Genomic DNA, 21,454 nt, shown 5'->3' on the forward strand with positions numbered 1-21,454 from the left:
CGGCACGGCCCCGCCCCCGGCATGCGGGGGCGGGGCCGTGGTGCGAGGTGGGATCAGACGTCGTAGCAGTACATCCAGCCGTAGCCCGAGATGTAGCAGCGGTACCAGCCCTCGGGAGCCTTCGCGTGGGCCGGGGCGGACAGAACACCGAAGGTGGTGACGGCGACGGCGGTGGTGGCGAGGACGGCCGCGGCGCGCTTGAGCGACTTCACTGGGATCTCCTGTGCGGGGAACGTTTCTTTGACGTGTTCGAGTACACAGGAACCCACTTGGCGGGATCTGGTGGGCGACTTGGAGGCTACTTGCGCGGTTCAGAGGCGGGAAAACCCTTTGTCCCGCGATGCGGGGGCTTGTTACTGTCACCCGCATGTGGATTCTCTACGGCGACCGCTGATCAGCCTCTGAGCCGCTGATCCGCTCAGCTTTCCGGCCCTGTCCATCCGACGCGGCAGCTGAGTGACGGCACCTGGTGCCGCGTTCCCGACGTACAAGGAGATCCCGTATGCGTACCCGCGCGTCCAGCAAGGGCGGCAAGCAGCAGAACCCGCGCACGCCGCAGCCCCAGCGTTCCTTCCCGCCGCCGCCGCGTCAGATCCCGGCCCCGCCCATGCGGCCGGTACGGCAGCCGCGGCGGCTGCCGCGGGCCAAGTAGCCCCGTCAGGACAGAGAAAGGGCACCCCGGCGCTCGACCGGGGTGCCCTTCGTCGTGAGCGTCAGAGGCGCTCGATGATCGTGACGTTGGCCTGGCCGCCGCCCTCGCACATCGTCTGCAGGCCGTACCGCCCACCGGTGCGCTCGAGCTCGTGCAGCAGCTTGGTCATGAGGATCGCGCCGGTGCCGCCCAGCGGGTGCCCCAGCGCGATCGCGCCGCCGTTGGGGTTGGTGCGGGCCGGGTCGGCCCCGATCTCCTTGAGCCAGGCCAGGGGGACCGGGGCGAACGCCTCGTTGATCTCGATGACGTCGATGTCCTCGATCGTGAGCCCGGCCTTGGCCAGCGCCTTGCGGGTGGCCGGGATCGGCGCCGTCAGCATGTAGACGGGGTCGTCGCCGACCAGCGTCAGCGTGACGATCCGGGCGCGCGGGGTCAGGCCGTGGTCACGCACCGCCTGCTCCGAGGCGATGAGCAGCGCGCCGGAGCCGTCGGAGATCTGCGAGGAGGTGGCCGCGGTGATCCGGCCGCCCTCACGCAGGGTCTTGAGCTCGGCCATCTTCTCGAGCGTGGTGTCGGGCCGCGGGCCCTCGTCGTCGCTCACGCCGTTGACGGGGGCGATCTGCTCCTTGAAGTGGCCGTTGGCGATCGCCTTCGCGGCCCGCTGGTGGCTCTCGTAGGCGAAGACCTCCAGGTCCTGCCGAGTGAAGCCCCACTTCTCACACATCAGCTCCGCGCCGCGGAACTGGGAGATCTCCTGCTTGCCGTACCGCTCGACCCACTTGTCGCCGAACGGGAACGGCATGCCCTTCTCCAGCGCCGCCGTGATGCTCGATCCCATCGGGACGATGGACATCGACTCGACACCGGCCGCCACGACGAGGTCCTGCGTGCCCGACAGCACTCCCTGCGCGGCGAAGTGGATCGCCTGCTGCGACGAGCCGCACTGCCGGTCGATGGTGACTCCGGCCACGGTCTCCGGAAGGCCCGCACTGAGCCACGCGTTGCGCGCGATGTCCATGGACTGCGGGCCGAACTGCATCACGCAGCCCATGATCACGTCGTCCACGGCGGCGGGGTCGACGCCGGTGCGCTCCACGAGCGCGGAGAGAGTGTGGGCGGCCAGGTCGACCGGGTGGACCGTGGAGAGCCCGCCCTTCTTCTTGCCGACCGGCGAGCGGACCGCCCCGACGATGTACGCCTCTGCCACAGTGCCTCCATAAGAAACCGAGCATTGTTCGGTTAGTGAGAGGTTACATCAGAACTTTCGTCGGGGCGGGCGTCGGTACGGGCGCGGCTTATGGGCAGGGCTGATAGGCAGGGCTCAGGCGTATCGTCCGGGTAGCACGTCGGCGGGCTCGCTGAGCTGGAATCCCCGGCTGTCGGCCGCGATCCCCCGGAGCCCGTTCGCGAGCGTCACCGCGACGGCCGCCCGCCCGACCAGATCCGCCCGCGCCTCGTCCTCACGCGTCGTTCCTCCGTCCACGGCGCCCTCGGCGTGGGTGTCCTCGGCGTGGGCGTCCTCAACGTGGGCGTCCTCAACGTGGGCGTCCGCATCGCCCGCCGTCTCCGCCGCGATCTCCACGCTTCCGGAGTCCTCGGCCTTCGTCTCCCCCGTACGGTCGACCGGCGAGACCCGCGCGACGGCGATCTCCGTCAGGTACGGCCAGCGAGTGCGGGCGACGGGCGGGATGCGGTGCCCCTGCTCGACGGTGAGGACGAGCGCGTCGCCCGCGTAGACGTCGGCCACCCTGCCGCCGCGGACGGGGACGTGGACGACGCCGTCGACGAGTTCCCCCTCGGGCCACCGCTCGGCGTCCACGGCCTCGACGAGGCCCAGCAGCCCGCCCAGAACCGGCAGGATCTCCTCGGGCTCCGGCACGGCCGGCAGGAAGACCAGCGGGTCTCCGCCGTCCTCCGCGGGATCGAGCGGTTCGCCCTGGCAGAGCGACCAGCCGCCCAGGCGGTACGCGATTCCCTCGGCCAGGCTCTTGTCGAAGAAGTCGACGGGCAACGGGCCCTCGGCGGCGACCCGGCAGGCCCAGAGCCTGTCCTCGTCGGGCACGCCGAGCTTGGCGAGGATGTCTCCGGTCAGCTCGATGGGCGGCTGGACGCGCGATCCGCCCGCGATGATGTCGTCGCCGTCGGTCGTCGCCTCGGGATCGGCGAGTTGCGCGACGGCCAGCAGTGTCTTCTGGTCCGGCCGAGCGGGCAGCAGCGCAGTTGGTCCCGTACGCAGCCGGCCGGGGAGCAGGACTTTCGAGAACCAGCCCACAGGCCCTCCTCATGATCGGTCGAAGAGACCATAGCCCCGACGGCCGCCGATCACGAGCCCTTCCGGCGAGGTGCCCGATTCAGGACCTCGACTTCGCGAGACGCGTGCCGGTCATCGTGGCGTAGACGATGACGTTGTCGAAGTAGTGGCCGGTCGAATGGTTGTACTTGCCACCGCAGGTGATCAGTCGCAGCTCGGCGTTGTCGGCGTGGCCGTACACCCGGTTGGTGGGGAACGTCTGCTTGTTCGCCTGCTCGATGCCGCCCACGGTGAAGATGGCCACGGTTCCGTCGAGGCGGTACACCTCGATCTTGTCGCCGTACGCCAGTTCGGGCACGCGGCCGAAGACGGCGCTGCGCGTGGTCGTGTCCTTGTGGCCGAGCATGACGGCCGGGCCCGCCTCCCCCGCTGTCGGGCCGCCGCGATACCAGCCGACCAGGTTCGGGTCGCTGATCGGGGGCGTCTGGATCGCCCCGCTGCGGTCGAGACCGAGCGACTTGATCGGCGCGTTGACACCGATCTTGGGAATGACCAGGCGCTTGGGCGTGGACGGCTGCATCGCCGGAGCCGCCGGGATGCCCGGCACCGGCGGCGGCGCGTCGGCGACCGCCTGCGTCAGCGGTTGCCCGCCGCCCGGCCCCACAGAGGGGGCGAGCCCGTTCTGCGGAGCCGCGAGCTTCAGCGTCTGACGGGTCGGCGCGGCGTACTCGTCGGGGTTGTTCACCATGATCACGACACCCACGATCACGACGACCAGGCCCACGACGGCCGCCGTGATCAGCAACCGCCGGATGGCCTGCGCGCCGTCGCCGGGAGGCTTGTCCTCCGGCGGCGGGGGCGCCGGCTGCGCGGGCTGCACCTGGGGCAGCATGACCGGCTGGAAGACCGGCTGGCCGTAAACCGGCTGCGGGTAGCCCTGCCCGTCCGGCCCGGGAGGCATGCCGTACGGCTGGCCCGGCGGGTACTGTCCAGGAGGCGGGGTGGTCATGGGCTCGTCCTAGTGCCGCACCGGTCGGCGCCGGGTCCTGAGCACGAGGCCGCCGCCCGCCGCCGCCAGCATCAGCGCGGTGCCGGTGAGGACGAAGAGACGGGCGTCGGGGCCCGCGTCGCCGCCGCCGCCGGTGGCCGCGCCACCCCCGGGCGTGTTCTCGATCTGGACGGACTTCGTCTTCGTCTTGGACGGCGTGGGCGACGCGAAGACCGTCTCGTACACCGTCCGGGTGCCGCGCGGCGAGGGCGAGGCGCTCGCGGACGGGCTGGCGCTGGGGCTCGCACTCGGGCTCGCGCTGGGGGACGCCGAGGGGCTCGCCACCGCGATGGTCGCCGCCGCGGGCATCGTGTTGGCGCCCGTCGTCGCGATGACGCAGTTGTAGAGCGTGGTGGGCGTCGTGGTGGTCGTGCCCGTGCCGGCGGGCGCGATCATATTGATCTTGAAGTCCTTCGCGGTCAGCACGACGGAGGTGGCCCCGGCCGACGGCGTGACGGTCAGCGTGGCCGTCGGAAGCGGCGGCATGGTCCCCGCGGCCTCGACGGCCGAGGTCAGGGCCGCGCCCGTGGGCGAGGGCGTGGACACGCCCGCGTTCATGCCGGCCGGCAGCGCCGACGCCGACACGCTCGGGTGCAACTGGATCGACGCGCCGCTCGCGATCTCCACCGGCACGGGGAACGCCGAACCGGTGAGCGGCTGGATGTTCAGGGTCGCGGTGTACTGGGTGCCGGTTCCCGTCGAGGTGAGCGACACGGTGAAGTCGTGTGTGACGGGCGTGCCGCCGGTGGTCGACGGAGTGCAGGTGTACGTCACGGTCTTCGTGTCGGCTCGCGCGCCGAGCGCGGTCAGGCCCAGGAGAAGGCCCGCGCTGACCACTCCGGCCGCGGCGGCCCTCCCGGCGACACGGCCGCGCGCCTTTGACTTCAGCACTGACTTCTCTCCACTTCGATGCTCGCAGTCAACAGGCGTACCAGCATGCCATCATACGGTCACGGTCAGGTAGAGATCTTACGGACAAAAACCCCAAGACGCCTCCAATTGCCTCTCCATTCTCCCGTTCGGACCATGTCCGCGTCAGGCGGACGCTAATGCCTGCCGTACGAACCGGGGTTCGGGCCGAAGCGTCGCAGCAGCAGCCCTCCGGCCGCGGCGGCGGCCATCAGCGCCACACCGGTGAGCACCACGAGCCGGGCGTCGGGGCCCGCGTCGCCGCCCGCGCCGGTCTGCGCGCCGCCCAGCGGCGTCGTCCTGACCTGCTTCGTCGTCGTACGGGAGACCGTCGCGGTGACGGTGGCCGTCGCAGTGGTGGTCGTCCTGGCCGTCGCCGTGGTGGTGGCCGTCGCAGTGGTGGTCGCCGTGGTGGTCGCCGTGGCGGCGGCCGGGGACGTCGTCGTCCGGTCGGGAGTGGGCGAGGCGTTCGTGCCGCCGTCGTCGGAGGGCGTCGTGCCCGGCTGATCGGATGAAGAGGCGGAGACCACGAACGCGAGCGACGCGCGGGTCGCGGGGGCCGGCAGCGTGCACGTGTAGAGCGCCTCACCGGCGCCGGTGGTGCTCCCCGCCGGCAGCAACCTCAGCGTGAAGTCCCCGGCCGCGACTCCCACCGTGCCCTCCGCCGTCGGGGTCAGCGTGACGAGCAGTTCGGGGATCGGCGACAGCGTGGCCGACGGCGCGAGGGACGTCTGCACGGCCGTGGACGCAGACGGGCTCAGCGTGATGGCCGAGGGCAACGGCGTCGCACTCGGAGACGGCGTCGCACTCGGAGACGGCGTCGCACTCGGAGACGGCGTCGCACTCGGAGACGGCGTCACGGAGGTGTCGGCCGCCGCCTGGAACTGCGCGTCGCCGCCGGACTCCGCGCCCCCGGGAGAAGGCGAGGGAGAAGGAGTAGGCGAGGCGGAGGGCGAGATGGAGGGCGACGGCGTGGCCGAAGGGGAGGGGCTGGGGGTCGGTGATTCGCCGGAAGCGCCGGACTCGCTCACCACGGGAGCGCCGGTCGCCTCCATCAGACCTTCGGCGACCACGACGTCATTGGCCGCGATGCCCGTCGCGGGCGCCACCAGCGCGCTCTGTCCGTCCGACGGCGAGGCGGGGGCGATCCGCCAGGTCACGACCGCCGTGCTGTTCACCACCGGGTCGGCCGGCGCGACCAGGGCCACGCTCACGGGGTAGGTCGCGGGGGCGCCGCCCACGGGAGTGCAGGAATACAGCACGGTCGTGGGTTCGCTCGCCGCTAGCGCTGGCCACGTCATCAGGGCCAGCGCGGCCGTCACTCCCGCCGCCGACCGGGCCGCGATGCGACGCCGGCCACTCCTGCGCCGGGCACTGGGGTCGGGCACGACGTCTCTCCTGCCACCACAGTCGCGTACACGTGGCCAACAGTGTCCCAGTGGTTGACCATCGACATAACCGGCAGCTGCTTTATGTCAGGAAATTCTCAGGGAATGTTCATCGCCCTCCCACGGTCGCCCCGGGCCGTGAACCCGGCCCGGGGCGATCGTACGGCGCAGGCCGCACGGTCCGCCCGCACGCGAGGCGCGGGAGGGCGAAGAGGTGGCCGGCGTGAGCCGACCACCTCGCGGATCACTTGCCCTTGGTCTCCGTCAGCGTCGCGTAGACGATGATGTTGTCCGTGTAGTGGTGCTGCTTGGCGTTGTAGACCCCGCCGCAGGTGATCAGCCGCAGCGATGACGAGATCGTGTTGCCGTAGACCCGCTTGGTCGGGAACGTCGACTTGCTGACCTGCTCGATCCCGTCCACCGTGAAGATCGCCATCTTGCCGTCCGCACGCATGACGGCGATCTTGTTGCCGCGCTTGAGCTCGCGCAGGCGGCTGAAGACGGCGGCGCCCTTGCGGGTGTTCACGTGCCCGAGGATGATCGCCGGGCCCTGGTCGCCGGGGGCCGGCCCGAGGCGGTACCAGCCGGTGAGGTTCGGCTTGCTCAGCGGAGGCGTCTGGATGACGCCGGACTTGTCCACACCCACCGAGCCGACGGTGGCCTTCACGCCGATCGCCGGGATGCTGATCTTGAGCGGCCTGCCGGTGACCTTCTTGGTCGTCGTCGTCTTCGTGGCGGTCGACGACGAGGACGACAGCGGCGTCGAGGACGACGACGCCGCGCTCGTGAAGGTCAGCGGGGCGATCGGCTTGATCGCGGGAAGCGGCGGCGGCGCGGCCGGGTCCGCCGCCGTCAGCGGCACGCCCGGCCCGCCCGGGCCCACGGTCGGCGGCAGCAAGGCCACACTGCCCGCGTCCTGGACGTGCACCTGCCCCGGGATTGGCCCGCTCTCCTGCGGATCCGAGGGGCTGAGCGCGACGAGCACGCCGGCCATCACGGCCGCGATGCCGCCGAACGACCCGGCCACGAGCAGGGTCGCGAGGACCGGCTGGGGCAGCGGCTTACGCGTCTTCTTGGCGTCGCCCGCCGTCCCGTCCGGGACGGGAGCGGAACCGCCGTCGGGTGTCCCGTTCATCGTCATCCTCCTCAGCTCCGCTCGCCCGCGTGTGCCGCCCTGCGCCGGAGCATCGCCACGCCGCTGAGCATGCCGATCACCAGCAGCGCACCGCCCGAGCCGATCAGCAGCACTCCCGAGGCGGCCATCCGCTCCGGCGCCTCACCGGTCTGCGCGCCGCCCTGCGGCGTGACCGCCACCTGGGCCACGGTCGGCGTCGCGGTCAGCGTCACCGTCCTCGTCGCCGTCGGCGACGGACTGCCCTGCGGGAGTACCGCCACGACATAGTTCTGCGTCGCCGACAGGTTCGGGCTCCTGCTCGCCGAGGGCGACGGAGACGGAGACGGCGACTGACCGCCCGGCGTCGCCGAAGCCGACGGGCTGCCCGAGGCGCTCGGCGAGCCACTCGGCGACGCGCTTCCCGAAGGGCTGGCCGAGGTGTCCGGAGACGTGTCGGGCGAACTGTCCGGCGACGGGCTGCTGCCCGCCCCGCCACCGATCGTCACCTGGACGGCGACCGGTGCGCTGATGAGCGTGCACTCGGCGCGGTACTGCGGCGGCGGACCGGGCAGCTCACCGGTGATCACGCGGAACGCGTCGAGCAGCGTCCGCTTGTCCTCGACATTCTTGATGGTGATCGTGTGCTGCTTGTACTCGAGTCCGGTGAAGCTCCACAGCGTCTGGCCGCCGACGTTCGAGTCGTTCACCAGCGTGCCGTCGTCGTTCTTGGAGGGATCCACCCGCGGCGGGGTCGAGAGCTGGTTGTCGACCCAGATCTCCACCGGTCCGCCGCGCCGGTCCTTCTGCGCGACGTACTCGATGCCGGTGCCGGTGAAGGTGAGCTCCGCCCACGCGCCGGCCTTGTTCGTCTGGTGGAAGTCCAGGTGGTAGTCGTTGTCCCCGCTCGGCCGGTCGTTGACGTCCACCCAGTCGCCGGCGCTGTAGTTGATCTTCGGCTCGACCTGGTCGTCATTGACCATGACCTCGGAGGCGGGCGGCCGGAAGTCCACGTAGAGCTTGCCCGGCTTGACCGTGACCGTGCCGGCCCTCGTGGTGTACGCGAAGTCCGAGATGGTGGACGGCAGATTGAGGGGAGTCCCCTTCTTCATCGGCCCGGCCTGGTCGACGTTCCCCACCGGCTGGAGCTGTCCCTGCCAGCCGTCGCTGAGGTTGACCTCACCGGTCACATAGATCCGGCCGCCGTTGGGCAGCAGGGTGGGCGCCCCGAAACGCGTCGCGTCCCTGTAGGCCAGATTCCAGGCGACGTTGAGGGGATCACCGACTTTCAGCGTCGTGGGAACGGTGAGGTTCGTCCGGAGGTAGACGGTCCCGGAGCCCGACGAGGCGATCCCCTGAGTGCAGGCGTAGTCGACGACGAGGTCGGCGGTATTGGCCTGTGCCGTTACCGATGGCACGACGATCGCCGCCGTACCGGCCAGGCCGAGGGCCAGGGCAGCCATGGTCCTAGGGAGACCAACTCTCCACCGTTTCACCGCATACTCCGATCACAGGTCCGTCCGTGCGGGCCTATAGCAAACCGAAGGTAGATCTTAGGGGGTACGGAAGTGGTCAAAGGGGTCGTTATCGCGATGGTTTCGGAGTTGTGACCAGCCGTACAAGAAGGCGCCGATGACCCGAGGAGCACCAGAATCGTATTCTGGTGCCGCCAACAGACCCTGAGCCGGAAGGCGTACCCGATGCGGCGAGACCTCTTCGACGAGGAGCACGACCTCTTCCGCGAGACCGTCCGTGAGTTCATGGCCCGCGAGGTCGTCCCCCACCACGCGCAGTGGGAGAAGGACGGCATCGTCCCCCGCGAGGTGTGGAAGAAGGCGGGCGAGCTGGGCATGTTCGGCTTCTCCGTCCCCGAGGAGTACGGCGGCTCGGGGATCACCGACTTCCGCTACAACGTCGTGATCGTCGAGGAGGTCATCCGTGTCGGCGCCAGCGGCCTCGGATTCGGCCTGCACAACGACATCATGGCGCCGTACATGGTCGACCTGACCGACGACGAGCAGAAGCAGCGCTGGCTGCCCGGCTTCGCGTCCGGCGAGCTGATCACGGCCATCGGCATGACCGAGCCGGGAGCCGGCAGCGACCTGCAGGGCATCCGCACCACCGCCGTCCGCGAGGGCGACCACTACGTGGTGAACGGGCAGAAGACCTTCATCACCAACGGCATCAACTCCGACCTCGTCGTGGTCGTGACCAAGACCGACCCCTCGGCGGGGGCGCGCGGCACCTCGCTGCTGGTGGTGGAGCGCGGTATGGAGGGCTTCACCCGCGGCCGGAACCTGGAGAAGGTCGGCATGCACGCGCAGGACACCGCCGAGCTGTTCTTCGAGAACGTCCGGGTGCCGGTGGCCAACCTCCTGGGCGGCGAGGAGGGCCAGGGCTTCTTCCAGCTCATGAACAACCTGCCGCAGGAGCGGCTGTCGATCGCGGTGGCGGCCGTGGCCGCCGCGGAGACGGTGCTGGAGCAGACGATCGAGTACTGCCGCAACCGCACGGCCTTCGGCCGGAGCATCGGCAAGTTCCAGAACACCCGGTTCCTGCTGGCCGAACTGGCCACCGAGGTGGAGATCGCCCGCCACTACGTGGACAAGTGCGTGCGCGCGCTCAACGCCAGGGAGCTGACGGCGGTGGACGCGGCCAAGGCCAAGTGGTGGACGACGGAGCTGCAGAACAAGGTCGTCGACCGGTGCGTCCAGCTCCACGGCGGTTACGGCTACATGCTGGAGTATCCGGTCGCCAAGGCCTGGCTCGACAGCCGCGTGCAGACGATCTACGGCGGCACCACCGAGATCATGAAGGAGATCATCGGGCGGTCCTTCGGCTTCTGACCCCGCCTCAGCCGCGCTGCTGCCCCCAGATCAGCAGCATGGCCACCACGAACACGACCATCACGCCCCCGTAGGCCACCGGGCTCAGCCGGAAGAACCGGCGCACCTTGTTCAGCAGCCACGCGAACAGGAGCGCCAGGAAGACCAGAAGGATGAGTCCGGTGTCCACACTGATCAGTATGCGTGGGTTTCCCCGCGGCCGCGTGCCGGTCAGCACAAGCGGCACCGGAAGACGACTCAGCGGGGATCGCCGCAGCGTTCGAGGATCACCCGGGCGACCAGTTCCGGGTCGTCGCTCATCGGCAGGTGGCCGCAGCCCCGCAGCAGCAGCGCCCGCTGCCCCGCCCACCGCGCCGCCCGCACGGCCTGGCGGCGCGGCAGCAGCCGGTCGCGCTCGCCCCAGGCGATCGTGACCGGCACCTTGGGCGGCGCGGGTGGCGCGACCCACGCCAGCGAGTCCAGCGTCTCCTCGAATCCCGCGCAGTCGCGCAGTGCCTCGGCCGCCGCACGCACGGCCGCACCCGACAGCCGCCCGGGACGGGCCACGAGCAGGCCCATGGCCAGCGCCTTGCCCTCGTCCGTGCCGGCCACGAGCGCGGGCAGCCCGTCCGCCCGGACCGCCAGCCGCAGCAGGCGCAGCACCGCCCGCGCGTACGCGTACTCGGGCCGGGACCAGAACCCGGCGGGAGACAGCGCGACGGCCGTGCGGACGTCGGCGCTGGACGCCAGGTCGAGCGCGATGTAGCCGCCCAGCGAGTTGCCCGCGACGTGCGGCCGGCTCAGGCCGAGCCGGGTCCAGAACTCGCGCACCGCCCGCCCCAGCGTCTCCACGTTGTACGGCGTGCCGTACGGCAGCGGCGGGGAGTCGCCGAAGCCGGGCAGGTCCACCGTGATGACGTCGTGCTGCTCGGCGAGCAGGTCGAGGACCGGCAGCCAGCCGTGCCTGTGGTGGCCGATGCCGTGGAGGAGGACCAGCGGCGGCCCGCTGCCGCGGCGGTCGTGGGCGAGCTCCATACCGACGAGTCAAGCACCACGCACGGCCGGAAAGAAGCGCCGGAGCCCACGACGCGCATCCGCTGTCCCGTCCGGGCGGACCCGGTGCGTGGTCGTCGTCTCGGACTGCAATCATGTTCCGGCACAACGATCACAGGCGGGACGCACAGACACGATGACCATCACCAAGCCGGAGGAAGACACCGGCCACGCCGACCTGCCGGAGCCGGATGGGAAAGCCGGCGTCGTCGATCTGCTGGAACGCAGCGGATCGGTCGTGGTGCCGATCGCCATCGCCCTCTACGCGCTGCTCTATCTCGGCATCCAGCAGGTCTACGGCATCTTCGACATCAGCCCGGAGCAGGCGGGCATCGACCAGGCCACGATGTTCGGCCGCCTGGTGGGGACGCTGGTCCTGCTCATCATCGGCGGCGCACTGCTCGCGGGTGTCGTCGTGGCGGCCCTCTGGCTGCTCGACAAGGCCACCCTCGGCCGTCTGTTCCGCCTGGCCCAGGCCGTACGCGTGCGCCCGTGGGCCGCCGCGACCGCCGGCGCGCTGTGGTGTGGGGCGAGCTACTGGGGCTTCCTCGGCTACCTCGGGCTGGGCGAGGGCGCGTCGCTGGCCGGCATCGTGATCACCTCGGTGGTGATCGGCGCCCTGGCCTTCCTCGTGCCGTTCCGGCTGCTGCGGCGGCGGCCGACCGGCCGCGCGGGCATGAAGATCGTGGTGGCGGCGTTCACCGGCATCGGGCTGGGCTTCGCGCTGATGGGACAGATGGAGAGCGACGCGCTCGCCGTCGCCGAGAAGGGCAGGCCCGCCAGCCTGCTCCTGTCCATGGTGGGCTTCCAGGACCAGTGGGTGGTGCTCAACGACCGCGAAAGCGGCAAGGTGCTGCGCGGCGGTGTGCAGGTGCTGCTGCTCGGCGAACGCGAGGGCGCGTACGCGTTGTACGACTGCGCGCACCAGGAGACCTTCCGCATCTCCATGGAGGCGACCGTGCTGCGGCAGGTGACGCTCGAACCCGAACGCCCGGCCGGATACAGCTGCATGAAGCAGAAGAACTGACCGTGACGCGCCCCCCGCGCCGGGGGCGCGTCACGACCTAACGACCGCCGATGGGGATCTCGAACCAGACGGCCTTGCCCTCGCGGGTCGGGCGGGAGCCCCAGCGTCGTGCCAGCTGGTCGACGAGGTAGAGGCCGCGGCCGCCCTCGTCGTTCTCCCCCGCGCTGCGGATGCGGGGCAGGCGAAGGTCCTGGTCGAAGACCTCGACCCAGACCGACTCCGCGCCCCTGCGCAGCCGCAGGGTGAACTCCTTGTCGCCCGCGATCTCCTCTTCGAAGCCCGGCACGTCCCACGACTCGTCGAACGGCAGCGGCGGCCCGTCGAGCACCAGCTCGCGGCGCGGCACGCTGGCGCTTGCGGCGTGCAGGACCACGTTGGTCACGACCTCGGAGACGAGCAGGCAGGCCAGCTCCGCGCGTTCCTCGGGCACCTGCCATACGGCGAAGGCCTCGGACGCCATGCGCCGCGCCTCGCTCACCATGATCGGCTGGGCCGGGAACGTCCGCTCCTGGGACTGCAGCTCCGTGCCGGCCGCGCGGACGACGAGGATGGCCATGTCGTCGTCGATCTCGCCGGGGACGGCCACCGTGGCCAGGTCGGCGATACGCTCGACGGACTCCCCCGACGCCTTGGCCAGCTTCTCGCACAGGATGCCCAGCGCCTCGTCGTCGTCGGGCGCACTCGAGGCGGAGTCGCGCGGCGGCCTGCGGTCGACCAGGCCGTCGGTGTAGAGGAGCAGGGTCGCGCCGGGGGGCAGGACCTTCGTCTCCTCCTTGTAGACCAGGTCGGCGTGCACGCCCTTGGCCCGCACCCCAAGGGGCTGGCCGACCTCGTTGATCTCCAGGTCCTCGACCTCGCCGTCCACCATCAGCAGCGGCGGCGCGTGCCCGGCGTTGGCGAACGACAGCTGCCTCGACCACGCGTCGTACACCATGTATTGGCAGGTGACGATCGGCGGGTTGGTGATGTCGGCGCCGAAGTCGTCGTGCTCCGGCGCGGCCACCACCCGGGTCCACTCGTCCAGTCGGGCGAGGATGTCGGCCGGCGGCTTGTCGTCCTGTGCGAAGGCCCGCAACGCGGCCCTGAGCTGGCCCATGACCGCCGCCGCCTTGGCCCCCCGGCCCTCGACGTCGCCGATCACGATGCCGACGCGACCGGCCGACAGCGGGATCACGTCGTACCAGTCGCCGCCCACCTGGGTCTGGATGCCCTGGCCATGCGAGGCGAGCGGGGCGGCCGGGTAGTAGCGGACGGCGATCTCCAGGCCGTCCAGCGTGGGCAACTGGCGCGGGAGCAGGTGCTTCTGGAACGACTCCGCGGTGTGCCGCTCCTCTTCGAACAGCAGCGCGTTGTCGACGGCGAGCGCGACGCGGGTGGCGATGGCGCCGACGAAGTCGCGGTCGAAGGTGTCGTAGTGGGGCGAGCGCCGGTTCGTGAGGTTCGACATGCCGAGGTACATCAGGCCGAGCGTCTCGCCGCGCACGCACAGCGGGGCGACGATGGCCGAGGTCATCCCGATCTCACCGCACAGCCGGGCCGCGCCCTCGCTCGTCGCCGGGTAGCTGACCTGGGAGAAGTCCTCGATCAGGATCGTCTCCTGGCGGCGCAGCGCGCTCTCGGCGTAGTGCCCCAGCGGGTACCTGATCTCCGCGCCCACCGGCCGCCAGGTGTCCGGCGGCGGCGTCCAGCCGTTCACGTGGGTGGAGACCTTGCGCACCAGGCGGTCGCCCTCGACCAGTTCGATGAAGCAGTGGTCGGCGAACTGCGGGACGAGCATCTCGGCGACCCGGTCGAGCGTCTCCTCGACGTACAGGGAGCCGGCGAGCCGCTCGCCGATCCGCTCCAGCAGGCCGAAGCGGTCCTTCTCACGCTCGTTGCTGCGCATCGCCTCGCGCGCGGTGATCACGATGCCGCTCACCGAGCCGGAGGGGTGCCGCAGCGGCACCGCCTGCGCGCGCACGTAGATCATCGTGCCGTCGCCGCGGGCCACGTCGAACGTGCCCTCCCACACGTTGCCGCGCAGCACGTGCTTGGCCAGTTCGGCCGCGAGCGGATGGTCCTTCTCCGTGATCCCGAGGGTGAGCAGCGACTCCTTGCCCGGAGACGCGCCCACGCGGCCGAACAGCTGCTCGGCGAAGGGATTCCAGTACAGGACGTTGCTGAAGCGGTCGGTCACGACCACGGCCATCTCCGCGTGGTCGAGAACGGATCCGGCGGAAAGGTGGTCGTCGGCGTCCTGTGACAGATCTCCCCATCGCCTCATGCCACGACCGTCCCTTGACGAGGTGGGTTCGCTATGCCGGGCACGGGCGCTCCTGCGAAGGCTGGGTCGCGAGAAATGAAAGGACTCCCTAGGGGATTCAACCAGGCACAACTCATTCCGTCATCGTCTGGTGACAAAAACGTGTGAGGCGACGTCCCTCGGAAGATCCGCGGTCGTGGTCCCCACCTCACCATCAGCTGTCACCGTTACACCGTTGTCGCTCGCCGCGAGCGTCACCTCGCGTCCGGGTTGTATCCCAACTTGCTTGAGTTTAAGCATCAGGGCCGGGTCGCTTTGCACTTGTTCGCTGATTCGGCGCACTACAACGGGCACGGGGGCCGGTCCCGCGAGGGTCACCATGGGTGACACCATCTCATCTCCGGTCGAACCGGGCTGCGGCACCCCCAGCTCGTCGAGACCCGGAATCGGGTTGCCGTGCGGGCATACCCGAGGGTTCTTCAGAAGGTTCACGAGCCGGGTCTCCACCGACTCCGACATGACGTGCTCCCACCGGCACGCCTCGATGTGGACCTCTTCCCACGGCATGCCGATCACCTGGGTCAGCAGGCACTCGGCGAGGCGGTGCTTGCGCATGACGCGGATGGCCAGCGTGCGCCCCAGTTCGGTCATGCTGAGGTGCCTGTCCCCCTCAACCTTCACCAGCCCGTCGCGCTCCATGCGCGCCACCGTCTGGCTGACAGTCGGGCCACTCTGCTGCAGGCGCTCGGCGATGCGCGCGCGGAGCGGCACGATGCCTTCCTCTTCGAGCTCGAAGATCGTCCGGAGATACATCTCCGTCGTGTCGATCAGGCCGTGTGCGGTCAAGGCTCCTCCAGTCCTTGTTAATCGATGCTACGACCTCCCCCGCGTTCGCAGCCGACCCTATTGGGGAAGCGACCCAGGATGGGAAACATCGGGGCGCAGCGATTCCTTCCGGGCGAGATCAGCCTGCCCGCTCTCAGGGAGGCCGCGCGCCACTGCGAGGGCTGTGATCTCTACCGTGCCGCCACCCAGACGGTTTTCGGCGAGGGCGTTCCCGCTGCGCGTTTCATGCTGGTCGGCGAGCAGCCGGGCGACCAGGAGGACCGTGAGGGCGTGCCGTTCGTCGGGCCCGCGGGGCGCCTGCTCGACAAGGCGCTCGAGGAGGCCGGCATCGAGCGCGAGGCGGTGTACGTGACCAACGCGGTCAAGCACTTCAAGTACGAGCCGCGCGGCAAACGCCGGATCCACCAGAAGCCCACGGTGGGAGAGATCAACGCCTGCCGGCCCTGGCTGGAGGCCGAGATGAGCCTGGTGGACCCGGAGGTGACCGTGGTGCTGGGAGCCACCGCCGCCCGTGCCCTGCTGGGCCCGGACTTCCGCGTCACCAGGCATCGGGGAGAGCCGGTCCCCCGGCGCGAGGGGGCCTACTACGTGGCGACGATCCACCCCTCGGCGATCCTGCGCTCGCCCGACCGGGACGAGGCCTACTCCGGCTTCCTCACCGATCTCAAGGTCGCGGCCGGGCTGCTCTGATCGGCCGGGGCGGGACCTCAGGGGGCGAGGCGCTCCAGCGTCCAGGCCGCGCCGGTCCGCCGGTAGCGGAGCCGGTCGTGCATGCGGTCGGTCTGGCCCTGCCAGAACTCGACCTCCGCGGGCGCCACCCGGAAGCCGCCCCAGAAGTCCGGCAGCGGCGGGTCCTGCGGCCAGCGGGCGGCCAGCTCCCGGAACCTGGCGTCGAGTTGCTCCCTCGACTCCACGACCGCCGACTGGCGGGAGGCCCACGCGCCGATGCGGGAGCCGTACGGGCGAGAGTGGAAGTAGGCGGCGCTGTCCTCGCGCGGGAGCCGTACGACGGGGCCCTCCACGCGGACCTGCCGCCTGATGGGATGCCACGGGAACAGCAGGCAGGCACGCGGGTTCTCACCGAGGTCGCGGCCCTTGCGAGACTCGTAGTTGGTGAAGAAGACGAAACCGCGCTCGTCGAACCCCTTGAGGAGGACGGTGCGGGCAGAGGGACGGCCACCGGCGGAGCTGGTGGCGACGACCATGGCGTTCGGTTCCGGCAGGCCCGCGGCGACGGCGTCCGCGAACCACAGCGCGAACTGCGTCACCGGGTCGGCGGCCATGCCGGACTCGATCAGGGGCTCACCTTCGTAACTGTGCCGGAGCCCGGGGAGGTGCGATGCGCTGTCCACGGAAAGGTATTCTCGCGTGTTCGGCATACGTCTCGAGCGGTGGCCCCCACCAGGGAGAACCCCGTTCGGTAGGGCCGGGGGCGCGACAGTCGGGCGCTGAGGGTTAAATTGACCCGCCGGTATCTCGACATCAAGGCTCTGGACTTCACAAGAGAGGGAGGCGGCCGAGAATGTCCGACTTCAAACCCGGGCTCGAAGGCGTGGTGGCGTTCGAGACCGAGATCGCGGAACCGGACAAAGAAGGGGGCGCCCTGCGATACCGGGGCGTCGACATCGAAGAGCTCGTAGGCAACGTCTCCTATGGACACGTCTGGGGCCTGCTCGTCGACAACTCGTTCCAGCCGGGGCTTCCCCCGGCGGAGCCGTACCCCGTTCCCGTCCATTCCGGCGACATCCGAGTAGACGTACAGAGTGCGCTGGCCATGCTGGCGCCCACCTACGGCTTCAAGCCGCTGCTCGACATCGACGACGACCGGGCCCGCGACGATCTCGCACGTGCCTCGGTGACCGCTCTGTCGTTCGTCGCGCAGTCGGCCCGCGGCCTGGGACTGCCCATGGTCCCGCAGAAGCGCGTGGACGAGGCCGAGAGCATCGTCGAACGTTTCATGGTCCGCTGGCGCGGTGAGCCCGATCCGAAGCACGTGAAGGCCATCGACGCGTACTGGACGTCGGCCGCGGAGCACGGCATGAACGCCTCGACGTTCACCGCCCGCGTGATCGCCTCCACCGGCGCCGACGTGGCGGCCGCCCTGTCGGGCGCGGTCGGCGCGATGTCGGGTCCGCTGCACGGCGGCGCTCCGGCGCGCGTGCTGCACATGATCGAGGGCGTCGAGAAGATGGGCGACGCCCGCAAGTACGTCCAGAGCGAGTTGGACAAGGGCCAGCGGCTCATGGGCTTCGGCCACCGGGTCTACCGGGCCGAGGACCCGCGCGCCCGCGTGCTGCGGCGTACGGCCAAGGAGCTGGGCGCGCCGCGCTACGAGGTCGCCGCCGCACTGGAGACCGCGGCGCTGGAGGAGCTGCACGCCCGCAAGCCGGACCGGGTCCTCGCGACCAACGTGGAGTACTGGGCCGCGGTCGTGCTCGACTTCGCCGAGGTGCCGTCGAACATGTTCACCTCGATGTTCACCTGCGCCCGGACCGCCGGCTGGGCCGCCCACATCCTGGAGCAGAAGCGCACGGGCAGGCTGGTCCGCCCCAGCGCGAACTACGTGGGCCCGAAGCAGCGCTCGATCAACGAGGTGCCCGGCGCCGCCGAGGTCGTCGGCAAGGTCTGAGCCCTCGCGCGGGTCCGGCCCGGCGGTGTGCCCAAAAAGCTCCGAGAGGCCGCCGGGCCCGGCCCGCGCACCGTCGACGGTCCGCCCCTGCCCGGGGCGGGCCGTTTCCGTGTCACCGAGCGCGGGGTCGTCCGTCCTCGACGCGCCGCGTGGTCCCAAAACCGGATCATGGTGTCTCACCATCCGGACCATGGTCTAGAGCATCCGCAGGTCTCACTAGGCTGGAAGCCGTGGCTGACATCGTGATTCCCGCTGACATCAAGCCCGCCGACGGCCGCTTCGGCTGCGGGCCCTCGAAGGTACGCCCCGAGCAGCTCGCCGCTCTCGTCGACGCCGGGGCGAAGGTCATGGGCACCTCCCACCGGCAGAAGCCGGTGAAGAACCTCGTCGCCCGCGTCCGCGCCGGGCTCACCGACCTGTTCTCCCTCCCCGAGGGGTACGAGGTCGTGCTGGGCAACGGCGGCACCACGGCGTTCTGGGACATCGCGTCCTTCGGGCTGATCCGGGAGAAGTCGCAGCACCTGCACTTCGGAGAGTTCTCCTCGAAGTTCGCGACGGTCGCGAAGAAGGCCCCCTGGCTCGCCGATCCCTCGGTGATCAAGTCGGAGCCGGGCAGCCACCCGCTGCCGGTCGCCGAGGAGGGCGTGGACGTCTACGCGCTCACCCACAACGAGACCTCCACCGGCGTCGCCATGCCGATCAAGCGCGTCGGCGACGACGAGTCGCTCGTCCTGGTGGACGCCACCAGCGGCGCGGGCGGCCTGCCGGTCTCGGCCGACGAGTTCGACGTCTACTACTTCGCCCCGCAGAAGAGCTTCGCCTCCGACGGCGGCCTGTGGATCGCGCTGTTCTCGCCAAAGGCGCTGGCCCGGGTGACGGAGATCACCGAGAGCGGCCGGTTCGTCCCCGAGTTCTTCAGCCTGCCGACCGCCATCGACAACTCCGTCAAGGACCAGACGTACAACACCCCGGCGGTCGCCACGCTGTTCCTGCTGGCCGACCAGATCGACTGGATGAACGCCCAGGGCGGCCTCGCCTGGACCACCGCCCGTACGGCCGACTCCGCCTCGCGCCTGTACACCTGGGCCGACAAGACGTCGTACACCACCCCGTTCGTGGCCGACCCGGCGCAGCGCTCCAACGTCGTCGGGACCATCGACTTCGACGACGCGGTGGACGCGGCGGCGGTCGCGAAGGTGCTGCGGGCCAACGGCATCGTGGACACCGAGCCCTACCGCAAGCTCGGCCGCAACCAGCTGCGGATCGCGATGTTCCCGTCGATCGACCCCTCCGACGTCGAGGCGCTGACCTCCTGCGTCGACTACGTGGTCGAGCGTCTCTGACGTTTCACAGGCGGCCGCCTCTCCGGCGGCCGCACGTTCTCGCCGACGGTCCCCGGGCCGTCGGCTTTTCGTTTTTCCGGTCCTGTAACGGTGTGCGGCGCTCCGTCCAAGCAGGGATGTGTTCTGTCACACGACCGAGGGGGGCGCCGGTGCGCCGTGAAAAGACGGGTCCGGCGGGCTTCGCCCGTGATCCCGACGCATTCGAAGCCTTCTACCGGCGGCATGTCGACGCCGTGACGCGGTTCCTGTCCAGGCGGGTGGACGATCCGCACGCCGTCGCCGATCTGACGGCGGAGGTGTTCCTCGCCGTGCTGGACTCCGCGCACACCTACCGTCCGGACAGGGGCAGCGAGATCGCCTGGCTGTACGGCGTGGCGCGCAACACGGTGCTGGCACAGCGCCGCCGTGCGGCGCGGGAGTTACGCGCCACCAGCAGGATCGCCGGCCGCCGTCTGCTCGACGCCGACGACATCGCCCGCCTGGAGGAACGCGTCGACGCCGAATCGCCGGCCCGCCTGGCGCTGGAGGCGATGGCCGATCTGCCGGACGGCGACCGCGCGCTGCTGGAACTCGTGGCCGTGGACGGGCTCAGTCCCGCCGAGGCCGCCGCCGCGCTCGGCATCAGGCAGGGCACCGCCCGGGTCAGGCTGCACCGCGCCCGGCGGCAGGTCCAGCGCTTCCCCGGAGTCATGGAACTGATCGGAGGAACGAAGTGAACCACACTTTCGAGGACAGGCTCCTCGCCGAACTCAAGGCGGAGATCGTGGCCCGGGAGGCACGGACGCACGCGCCGGCCGTGCGCCGGTTCGCCCGGCCCCGGTTCGCCCGGCCCCGGTTCCTGGCCGGCGCCGCGATCGCCGCCGCCGCCGCGGCCGTCGCCGTGCCGCTCGTGGTTGGCCAGCAGACCCCGGCGTACGCGCTGACGAAGAACCCGGACGGATCGATCAACCTCAAGATCAACGAGTTCAGGGACCCGGACCAGGTCGAGCGGGACCTGGCGAAGATGGGCGTTCCCGCCGACATCACCTATCTGCCGCTGGGCAAGAAATGCGCCGACGGGCGGGCCCCGTTCGTGGCGGGCGACGACGCCTCTTTCACGAAGGAGGAGATGGAGAGCGACGATCCGGCGGTACGGGCGCGCGTCCGCCGGGTGATGGAGAACCTGGCGTCGAGCAAGGCGATCCGGCCGGAAAACGGCATCACCATCCACCCCGATTTCATCGGGCCGGGGCGGATCGTAATGATCGAGATCAACGAGAACCCGCTGCAACGGAACGCCAGGCGTCCCGGAGTCGCCTGGCAGTTCTCCGGCCGGCTGACCGACGGGCCCGTGAAGCCCTGCCGGGTCGTCGACGACCCCACGGCGTTCGAGGTCGGGACCGCCACCCCGCCTCCGGGCTCCTGAGCCGTTCGCGGGTCAGGTCGTCACGGTCTTGCGGCGGCGCAGCAGCCAGGCGGCGATCACGCCGCCGATGAGGCCGAACAGGTGGCCCTGCCAGGAGACGCCCGGCTGGGTGGGCAGGGCGCCCCACAGGATCGAGTAGTAGAGCACGGCGACCACGACGCCGAGGACGATGTCGAGGGCCCGGCGGTCGAACAGCCCCCGGGCCACGACGTAGCCGAAATATCCGAAGACGAGGCCGCTCGCGCCGATCGTCAGCGTGTCCGGCGGGCTGGTGAACCACACGCCCAGCCCGCTGACCAGGATGATGACCAGGCTCGCCGCGAGGAACCTGCCGATCCCCCGGATGGCGGCCAGGAACCCCAGGATGAGCAGCGGCAGCGAGTTCGCCATCAGGTGCCCGAACCCGGCGTGCAGGAACGGTGCGAACAGGATCCCGGGCAGGCCGTCCGGCTCATGGGCGACGATGCCGTACCTGTCGAGCCGTCCGTTCTCCACGTAGTCCACGATCTCGATGGCCCACATCACCGAGACGAGCACGATCATCAGAATCGCGCTGCCGAGGGCGCCGGTGAGCAGCGCGGACGTCCGCTCCCGCATCGACCTGCCCACCGGGGGCAGCCCGGGCCCGGAATCACTCATGGCTTCACCGTACGCAGTCCCGCTCACGAACGAGCGGACTGCCCGGATACGCGGGGATCATGCCGACGGGTTGCCGAGAGGGGCGA

General features: G+C 70.5%; 23 protein-coding genes. 9 read left to right on the plus strand and 14 right to left on the minus strand.

The window, feature by feature from the left end; translation table 11 throughout:
* Window positions 1-53: 53 nt before the first annotated feature.
* Entirely contained in the window at window positions 54-212 is a 159-nt protein-coding gene (locus HHX41_RS30895) for a hypothetical protein (protein WP_182908772.1), read from the minus strand.
* Window positions 213-502: 290 nt separating this feature from the next.
* On the opposite strand from HHX41_RS30895, the gene HHX41_RS30900 reads away from it, so the two are divergent.
* A complete protein-coding gene (locus HHX41_RS30900) occupies window positions 503-652 on the plus strand; it encodes a hypothetical protein (RefSeq protein WP_169988811.1) in 150 nt (49 codons plus the stop codon).
* A 61-nt stretch (window positions 653-713) separates the two neighbouring features.
* Here HHX41_RS30900 and HHX41_RS30905 read toward each other — a convergent pair whose 3' ends face one another.
* From HHX41_RS30905 to HHX41_RS30925, 5 genes are all read right to left on the minus strand, one after another.
* Window positions 714-1,859, minus strand: a complete 1,146-nt coding sequence (locus HHX41_RS30905) for an acetyl-CoA C-acetyltransferase (protein WP_182908773.1) — start codon at window positions 1,857-1,859, stop codon at window positions 714-716.
* 114 nt (window positions 1,860-1,973) lie between these two features.
* The gene (locus HHX41_RS30910; RefSeq protein ID WP_182908774.1) at window positions 1,974-2,924 is read right to left on the minus strand and encodes a hypothetical protein; all 951 of its coding nucleotides are present in this window, start codon (window positions 2,922-2,924) and stop codon (window positions 1,974-1,976) included.
* A gap of 79 nt (window positions 2,925-3,003) precedes the next feature.
* Window positions 3,004-3,912, minus strand: a complete 909-nt coding sequence (locus HHX41_RS30915; protein WP_182908775.1) for a class F sortase — start codon at window positions 3,910-3,912, stop codon at window positions 3,004-3,006.
* Window positions 3,913-3,921: 9 nt separating this feature from the next.
* Window positions 3,922-4,842, minus strand: a complete 921-nt coding sequence (locus HHX41_RS30920) for a hypothetical protein (protein ID WP_182908776.1) — start codon at window positions 4,840-4,842, stop codon at window positions 3,922-3,924.
* A 155-nt stretch (window positions 4,843-4,997) separates the two neighbouring features.
* Window positions 4,998-5,597 (minus strand): hypothetical protein, encoded by a 600-nt coding sequence (locus tag HHX41_RS30925; protein WP_182908777.1) that lies wholly within the window; start codon window positions 5,595-5,597, stop codon window positions 4,998-5,000.
* Between the two features lie 4 nt (window positions 5,598-5,601).
* Between HHX41_RS30925 and HHX41_RS30930 the strand changes: the two genes are divergently transcribed.
* Entirely contained in the window at window positions 5,602-6,081 is a 480-nt protein-coding gene (locus HHX41_RS30930; protein ID WP_182908886.1) for a hypothetical protein, read from the plus strand.
* A gap of 411 nt (window positions 6,082-6,492) precedes the next feature.
* Here the strand turns inward: HHX41_RS30930 and HHX41_RS30935 are convergent, their stop codons facing one another.
* The gene (locus HHX41_RS30935) at window positions 6,493-7,383 is read right to left on the minus strand and encodes a class F sortase (protein WP_169988817.1); all 891 of its coding nucleotides are present in this window, start codon (window positions 7,381-7,383) and stop codon (window positions 6,493-6,495) included.
* 11 nt (window positions 7,384-7,394) lie between these two features.
* Window positions 7,395-8,822 (minus strand): hypothetical protein, encoded by a 1,428-nt coding sequence (locus tag HHX41_RS30940; RefSeq protein WP_182908778.1) that lies wholly within the window; start codon window positions 8,820-8,822, stop codon window positions 7,395-7,397.
* A 237-nt stretch (window positions 8,823-9,059) separates the two neighbouring features.
* On the opposite strand from HHX41_RS30940, the gene HHX41_RS30945 reads away from it, so the two are divergent.
* Window positions 9,060-10,205: an acyl-CoA dehydrogenase family protein gene (locus HHX41_RS30945; RefSeq protein WP_169988819.1), complete on the plus strand. Its 1,146-nt coding sequence runs from the start codon at window positions 9,060-9,062 to the stop codon at window positions 10,203-10,205.
* Between the two features lie 7 nt (window positions 10,206-10,212).
* Here HHX41_RS30945 and HHX41_RS30950 read toward each other — a convergent pair whose 3' ends face one another.
* Together HHX41_RS30950 and HHX41_RS30955 are read right to left on the minus strand one after the other, a co-directional pair.
* Window positions 10,213-10,374, minus strand: a complete 162-nt coding sequence (locus tag HHX41_RS30950) for a hypothetical protein (RefSeq protein WP_169988820.1) — start codon at window positions 10,372-10,374, stop codon at window positions 10,213-10,215.
* 68 nt (window positions 10,375-10,442) lie between these two features.
* Entirely contained in the window at window positions 10,443-11,219 is a 777-nt protein-coding gene (locus tag HHX41_RS30955; RefSeq protein ID WP_182908779.1) for an alpha/beta fold hydrolase, read from the minus strand.
* A gap of 154 nt (window positions 11,220-11,373) precedes the next feature.
* Here HHX41_RS30955 and HHX41_RS30960 point away from each other — a divergent pair, with 154 nt between their 5' ends.
* Window positions 11,374-12,264, plus strand: a complete 891-nt coding sequence (locus tag HHX41_RS30960) for a hypothetical protein (RefSeq protein ID WP_182908780.1) — start codon at window positions 11,374-11,376, stop codon at window positions 12,262-12,264.
* Window positions 12,265-12,301: 37 nt separating this feature from the next.
* Here HHX41_RS30960 and HHX41_RS30965 read toward each other — a convergent pair whose 3' ends face one another.
* Together HHX41_RS30965 and HHX41_RS30970 are read right to left on the minus strand one after the other, a co-directional pair.
* Window positions 12,302-14,527 (minus strand): SpoIIE family protein phosphatase, encoded by a 2,226-nt coding sequence (locus HHX41_RS30965; protein WP_182908781.1) that lies wholly within the window; start codon window positions 14,525-14,527, stop codon window positions 12,302-12,304.
* A 120-nt stretch (window positions 14,528-14,647) separates the two neighbouring features.
* On the minus strand, window positions 14,648-15,352 hold the full coding sequence (locus tag HHX41_RS30970) for a metal-dependent transcriptional regulator (RefSeq protein WP_182908782.1): 705 nt from the start codon (window positions 15,350-15,352) through the stop codon (window positions 14,648-14,650).
* A 78-nt stretch (window positions 15,353-15,430) separates the two neighbouring features.
* Between HHX41_RS30970 and HHX41_RS30975 the strand changes: the two genes are divergently transcribed.
* Window positions 15,431-16,042, plus strand: coding sequence for a UdgX family uracil-DNA binding protein (locus HHX41_RS30975; RefSeq protein WP_182908783.1), 612 nt, complete (start codon window positions 15,431-15,433; stop codon window positions 16,040-16,042).
* A 17-nt stretch (window positions 16,043-16,059) separates the two neighbouring features.
* Here the strand turns inward: HHX41_RS30975 and pdxH are convergent, their stop codons facing one another.
* Window positions 16,060-16,704, minus strand: a complete 645-nt coding sequence (gene pdxH / locus HHX41_RS30980) for a pyridoxamine 5'-phosphate oxidase (RefSeq protein ID WP_310742269.1) — start codon at window positions 16,702-16,704, stop codon at window positions 16,060-16,062.
* A gap of 170 nt (window positions 16,705-16,874) precedes the next feature.
* Here pdxH and HHX41_RS30985 point away from each other — a divergent pair, with 170 nt between their 5' ends.
* From HHX41_RS30985 to HHX41_RS31000, 4 genes are all read left to right on the plus strand, one after another.
* Complete coding sequence (locus HHX41_RS30985) at window positions 16,875-17,981, plus strand: citrate synthase 2 (RefSeq protein WP_169988827.1); 1,107 nt, start codon at window positions 16,875-16,877, stop codon at window positions 17,979-17,981.
* Window positions 17,982-18,211: 230 nt separating this feature from the next.
* Window positions 18,212-19,324, plus strand: coding sequence for a phosphoserine transaminase (serC, locus tag HHX41_RS30990; RefSeq protein ID WP_182908784.1), 1,113 nt, complete (start codon window positions 18,212-18,214; stop codon window positions 19,322-19,324).
* A 149-nt stretch (window positions 19,325-19,473) separates the two neighbouring features.
* Window positions 19,474-20,040: a sigma-70 family RNA polymerase sigma factor gene (locus HHX41_RS30995; protein WP_310742270.1), complete on the plus strand. Its 567-nt coding sequence runs from the start codon at window positions 19,474-19,476 to the stop codon at window positions 20,038-20,040.
* Window positions 20,037-20,729 carry a hypothetical protein gene (locus tag HHX41_RS31000; RefSeq protein ID WP_182908786.1) on the plus strand — a complete coding sequence of 231 codons (693 nt, stop codon included), beginning with the start codon at window positions 20,037-20,039 and terminating at the stop codon, window positions 20,727-20,729. Before HHX41_RS30995 ends, HHX41_RS31000 begins: the two co-directional genes overlap by 4 nt.
* 12 nt (window positions 20,730-20,741) lie before the next feature.
* On the opposite strand, the gene HHX41_RS31005 is transcribed toward HHX41_RS31000, so the two are convergent.
* Complete coding sequence (locus HHX41_RS31005) at window positions 20,742-21,368, minus strand: rhomboid family intramembrane serine protease (protein ID WP_169988829.1); 627 nt, start codon at window positions 21,366-21,368, stop codon at window positions 20,742-20,744.
* Window positions 21,369-21,454: the final 86 nt, after the last annotated feature.

The organism is Microbispora sp. H13382, from assembly GCF_014161445.1.
Lineage (GTDB): Bacteria > Actinomycetota > Actinomycetes > Streptosporangiales > Streptosporangiaceae > Microbispora.

What these genes read in the sequence shown, in the direction of transcription:
- HHX41_RS30900 (WP_169988811.1), top strand. Translation starts at nt 503, where the DNA reads ATGCGTACCCGCGCGTCCAGCAAGGGCGGCAAGCAGCAGAACCCGCGC.
- HHX41_RS30915 (WP_182908775.1), bottom strand. Translation starts at nt 3,912, where the DNA reads ATGACCACCCCGCCTCCTGGACAGTACCCGCCGGGCCAGCCGTACGGC.
- HHX41_RS30935 (WP_169988817.1), bottom strand. Translation starts at nt 7,383, where the DNA reads ATGAACGGGACACCCGACGGCGGTTCCGCTCCCGTCCCGGACGGGACG.
- HHX41_RS30940 (WP_182908778.1), bottom strand. Translation starts at nt 8,822, where the DNA reads ATGGCTGCCCTGGCCCTCGGCCTGGCCGGTACGGCGGCGATCGTCGTG.
- HHX41_RS30945 (WP_169988819.1), top strand. Translation starts at nt 9,060, where the DNA reads ATGCGGCGAGACCTCTTCGACGAGGAGCACGACCTCTTCCGCGAGACC.
- HHX41_RS30955 (WP_182908779.1), bottom strand. Translation starts at nt 11,219, where the DNA reads ATGGAGCTCGCCCACGACCGCCGCGGCAGCGGGCCGCCGCTGGTCCTC.
- HHX41_RS30960 (WP_182908780.1), top strand. Translation starts at nt 11,374, where the DNA reads ATGACCATCACCAAGCCGGAGGAAGACACCGGCCACGCCGACCTGCCG.
- HHX41_RS30965 (WP_182908781.1), bottom strand. Translation starts at nt 14,527, where the DNA reads ATGAGGCGATGGGGAGATCTGTCACAGGACGCCGACGACCACCTTTCC.
- HHX41_RS30975 (WP_182908783.1), top strand. Translation starts at nt 15,431, where the DNA reads ATGGGAAACATCGGGGCGCAGCGATTCCTTCCGGGCGAGATCAGCCTG.
- HHX41_RS30985 (WP_169988827.1), top strand. Translation starts at nt 16,875, where the DNA reads ATGTCCGACTTCAAACCCGGGCTCGAAGGCGTGGTGGCGTTCGAGACC.
- HHX41_RS31005 (WP_169988829.1), bottom strand. Translation starts at nt 21,368, where the DNA reads ATGAGTGATTCCGGGCCCGGGCTGCCCCCGGTGGGCAGGTCGATGCGG.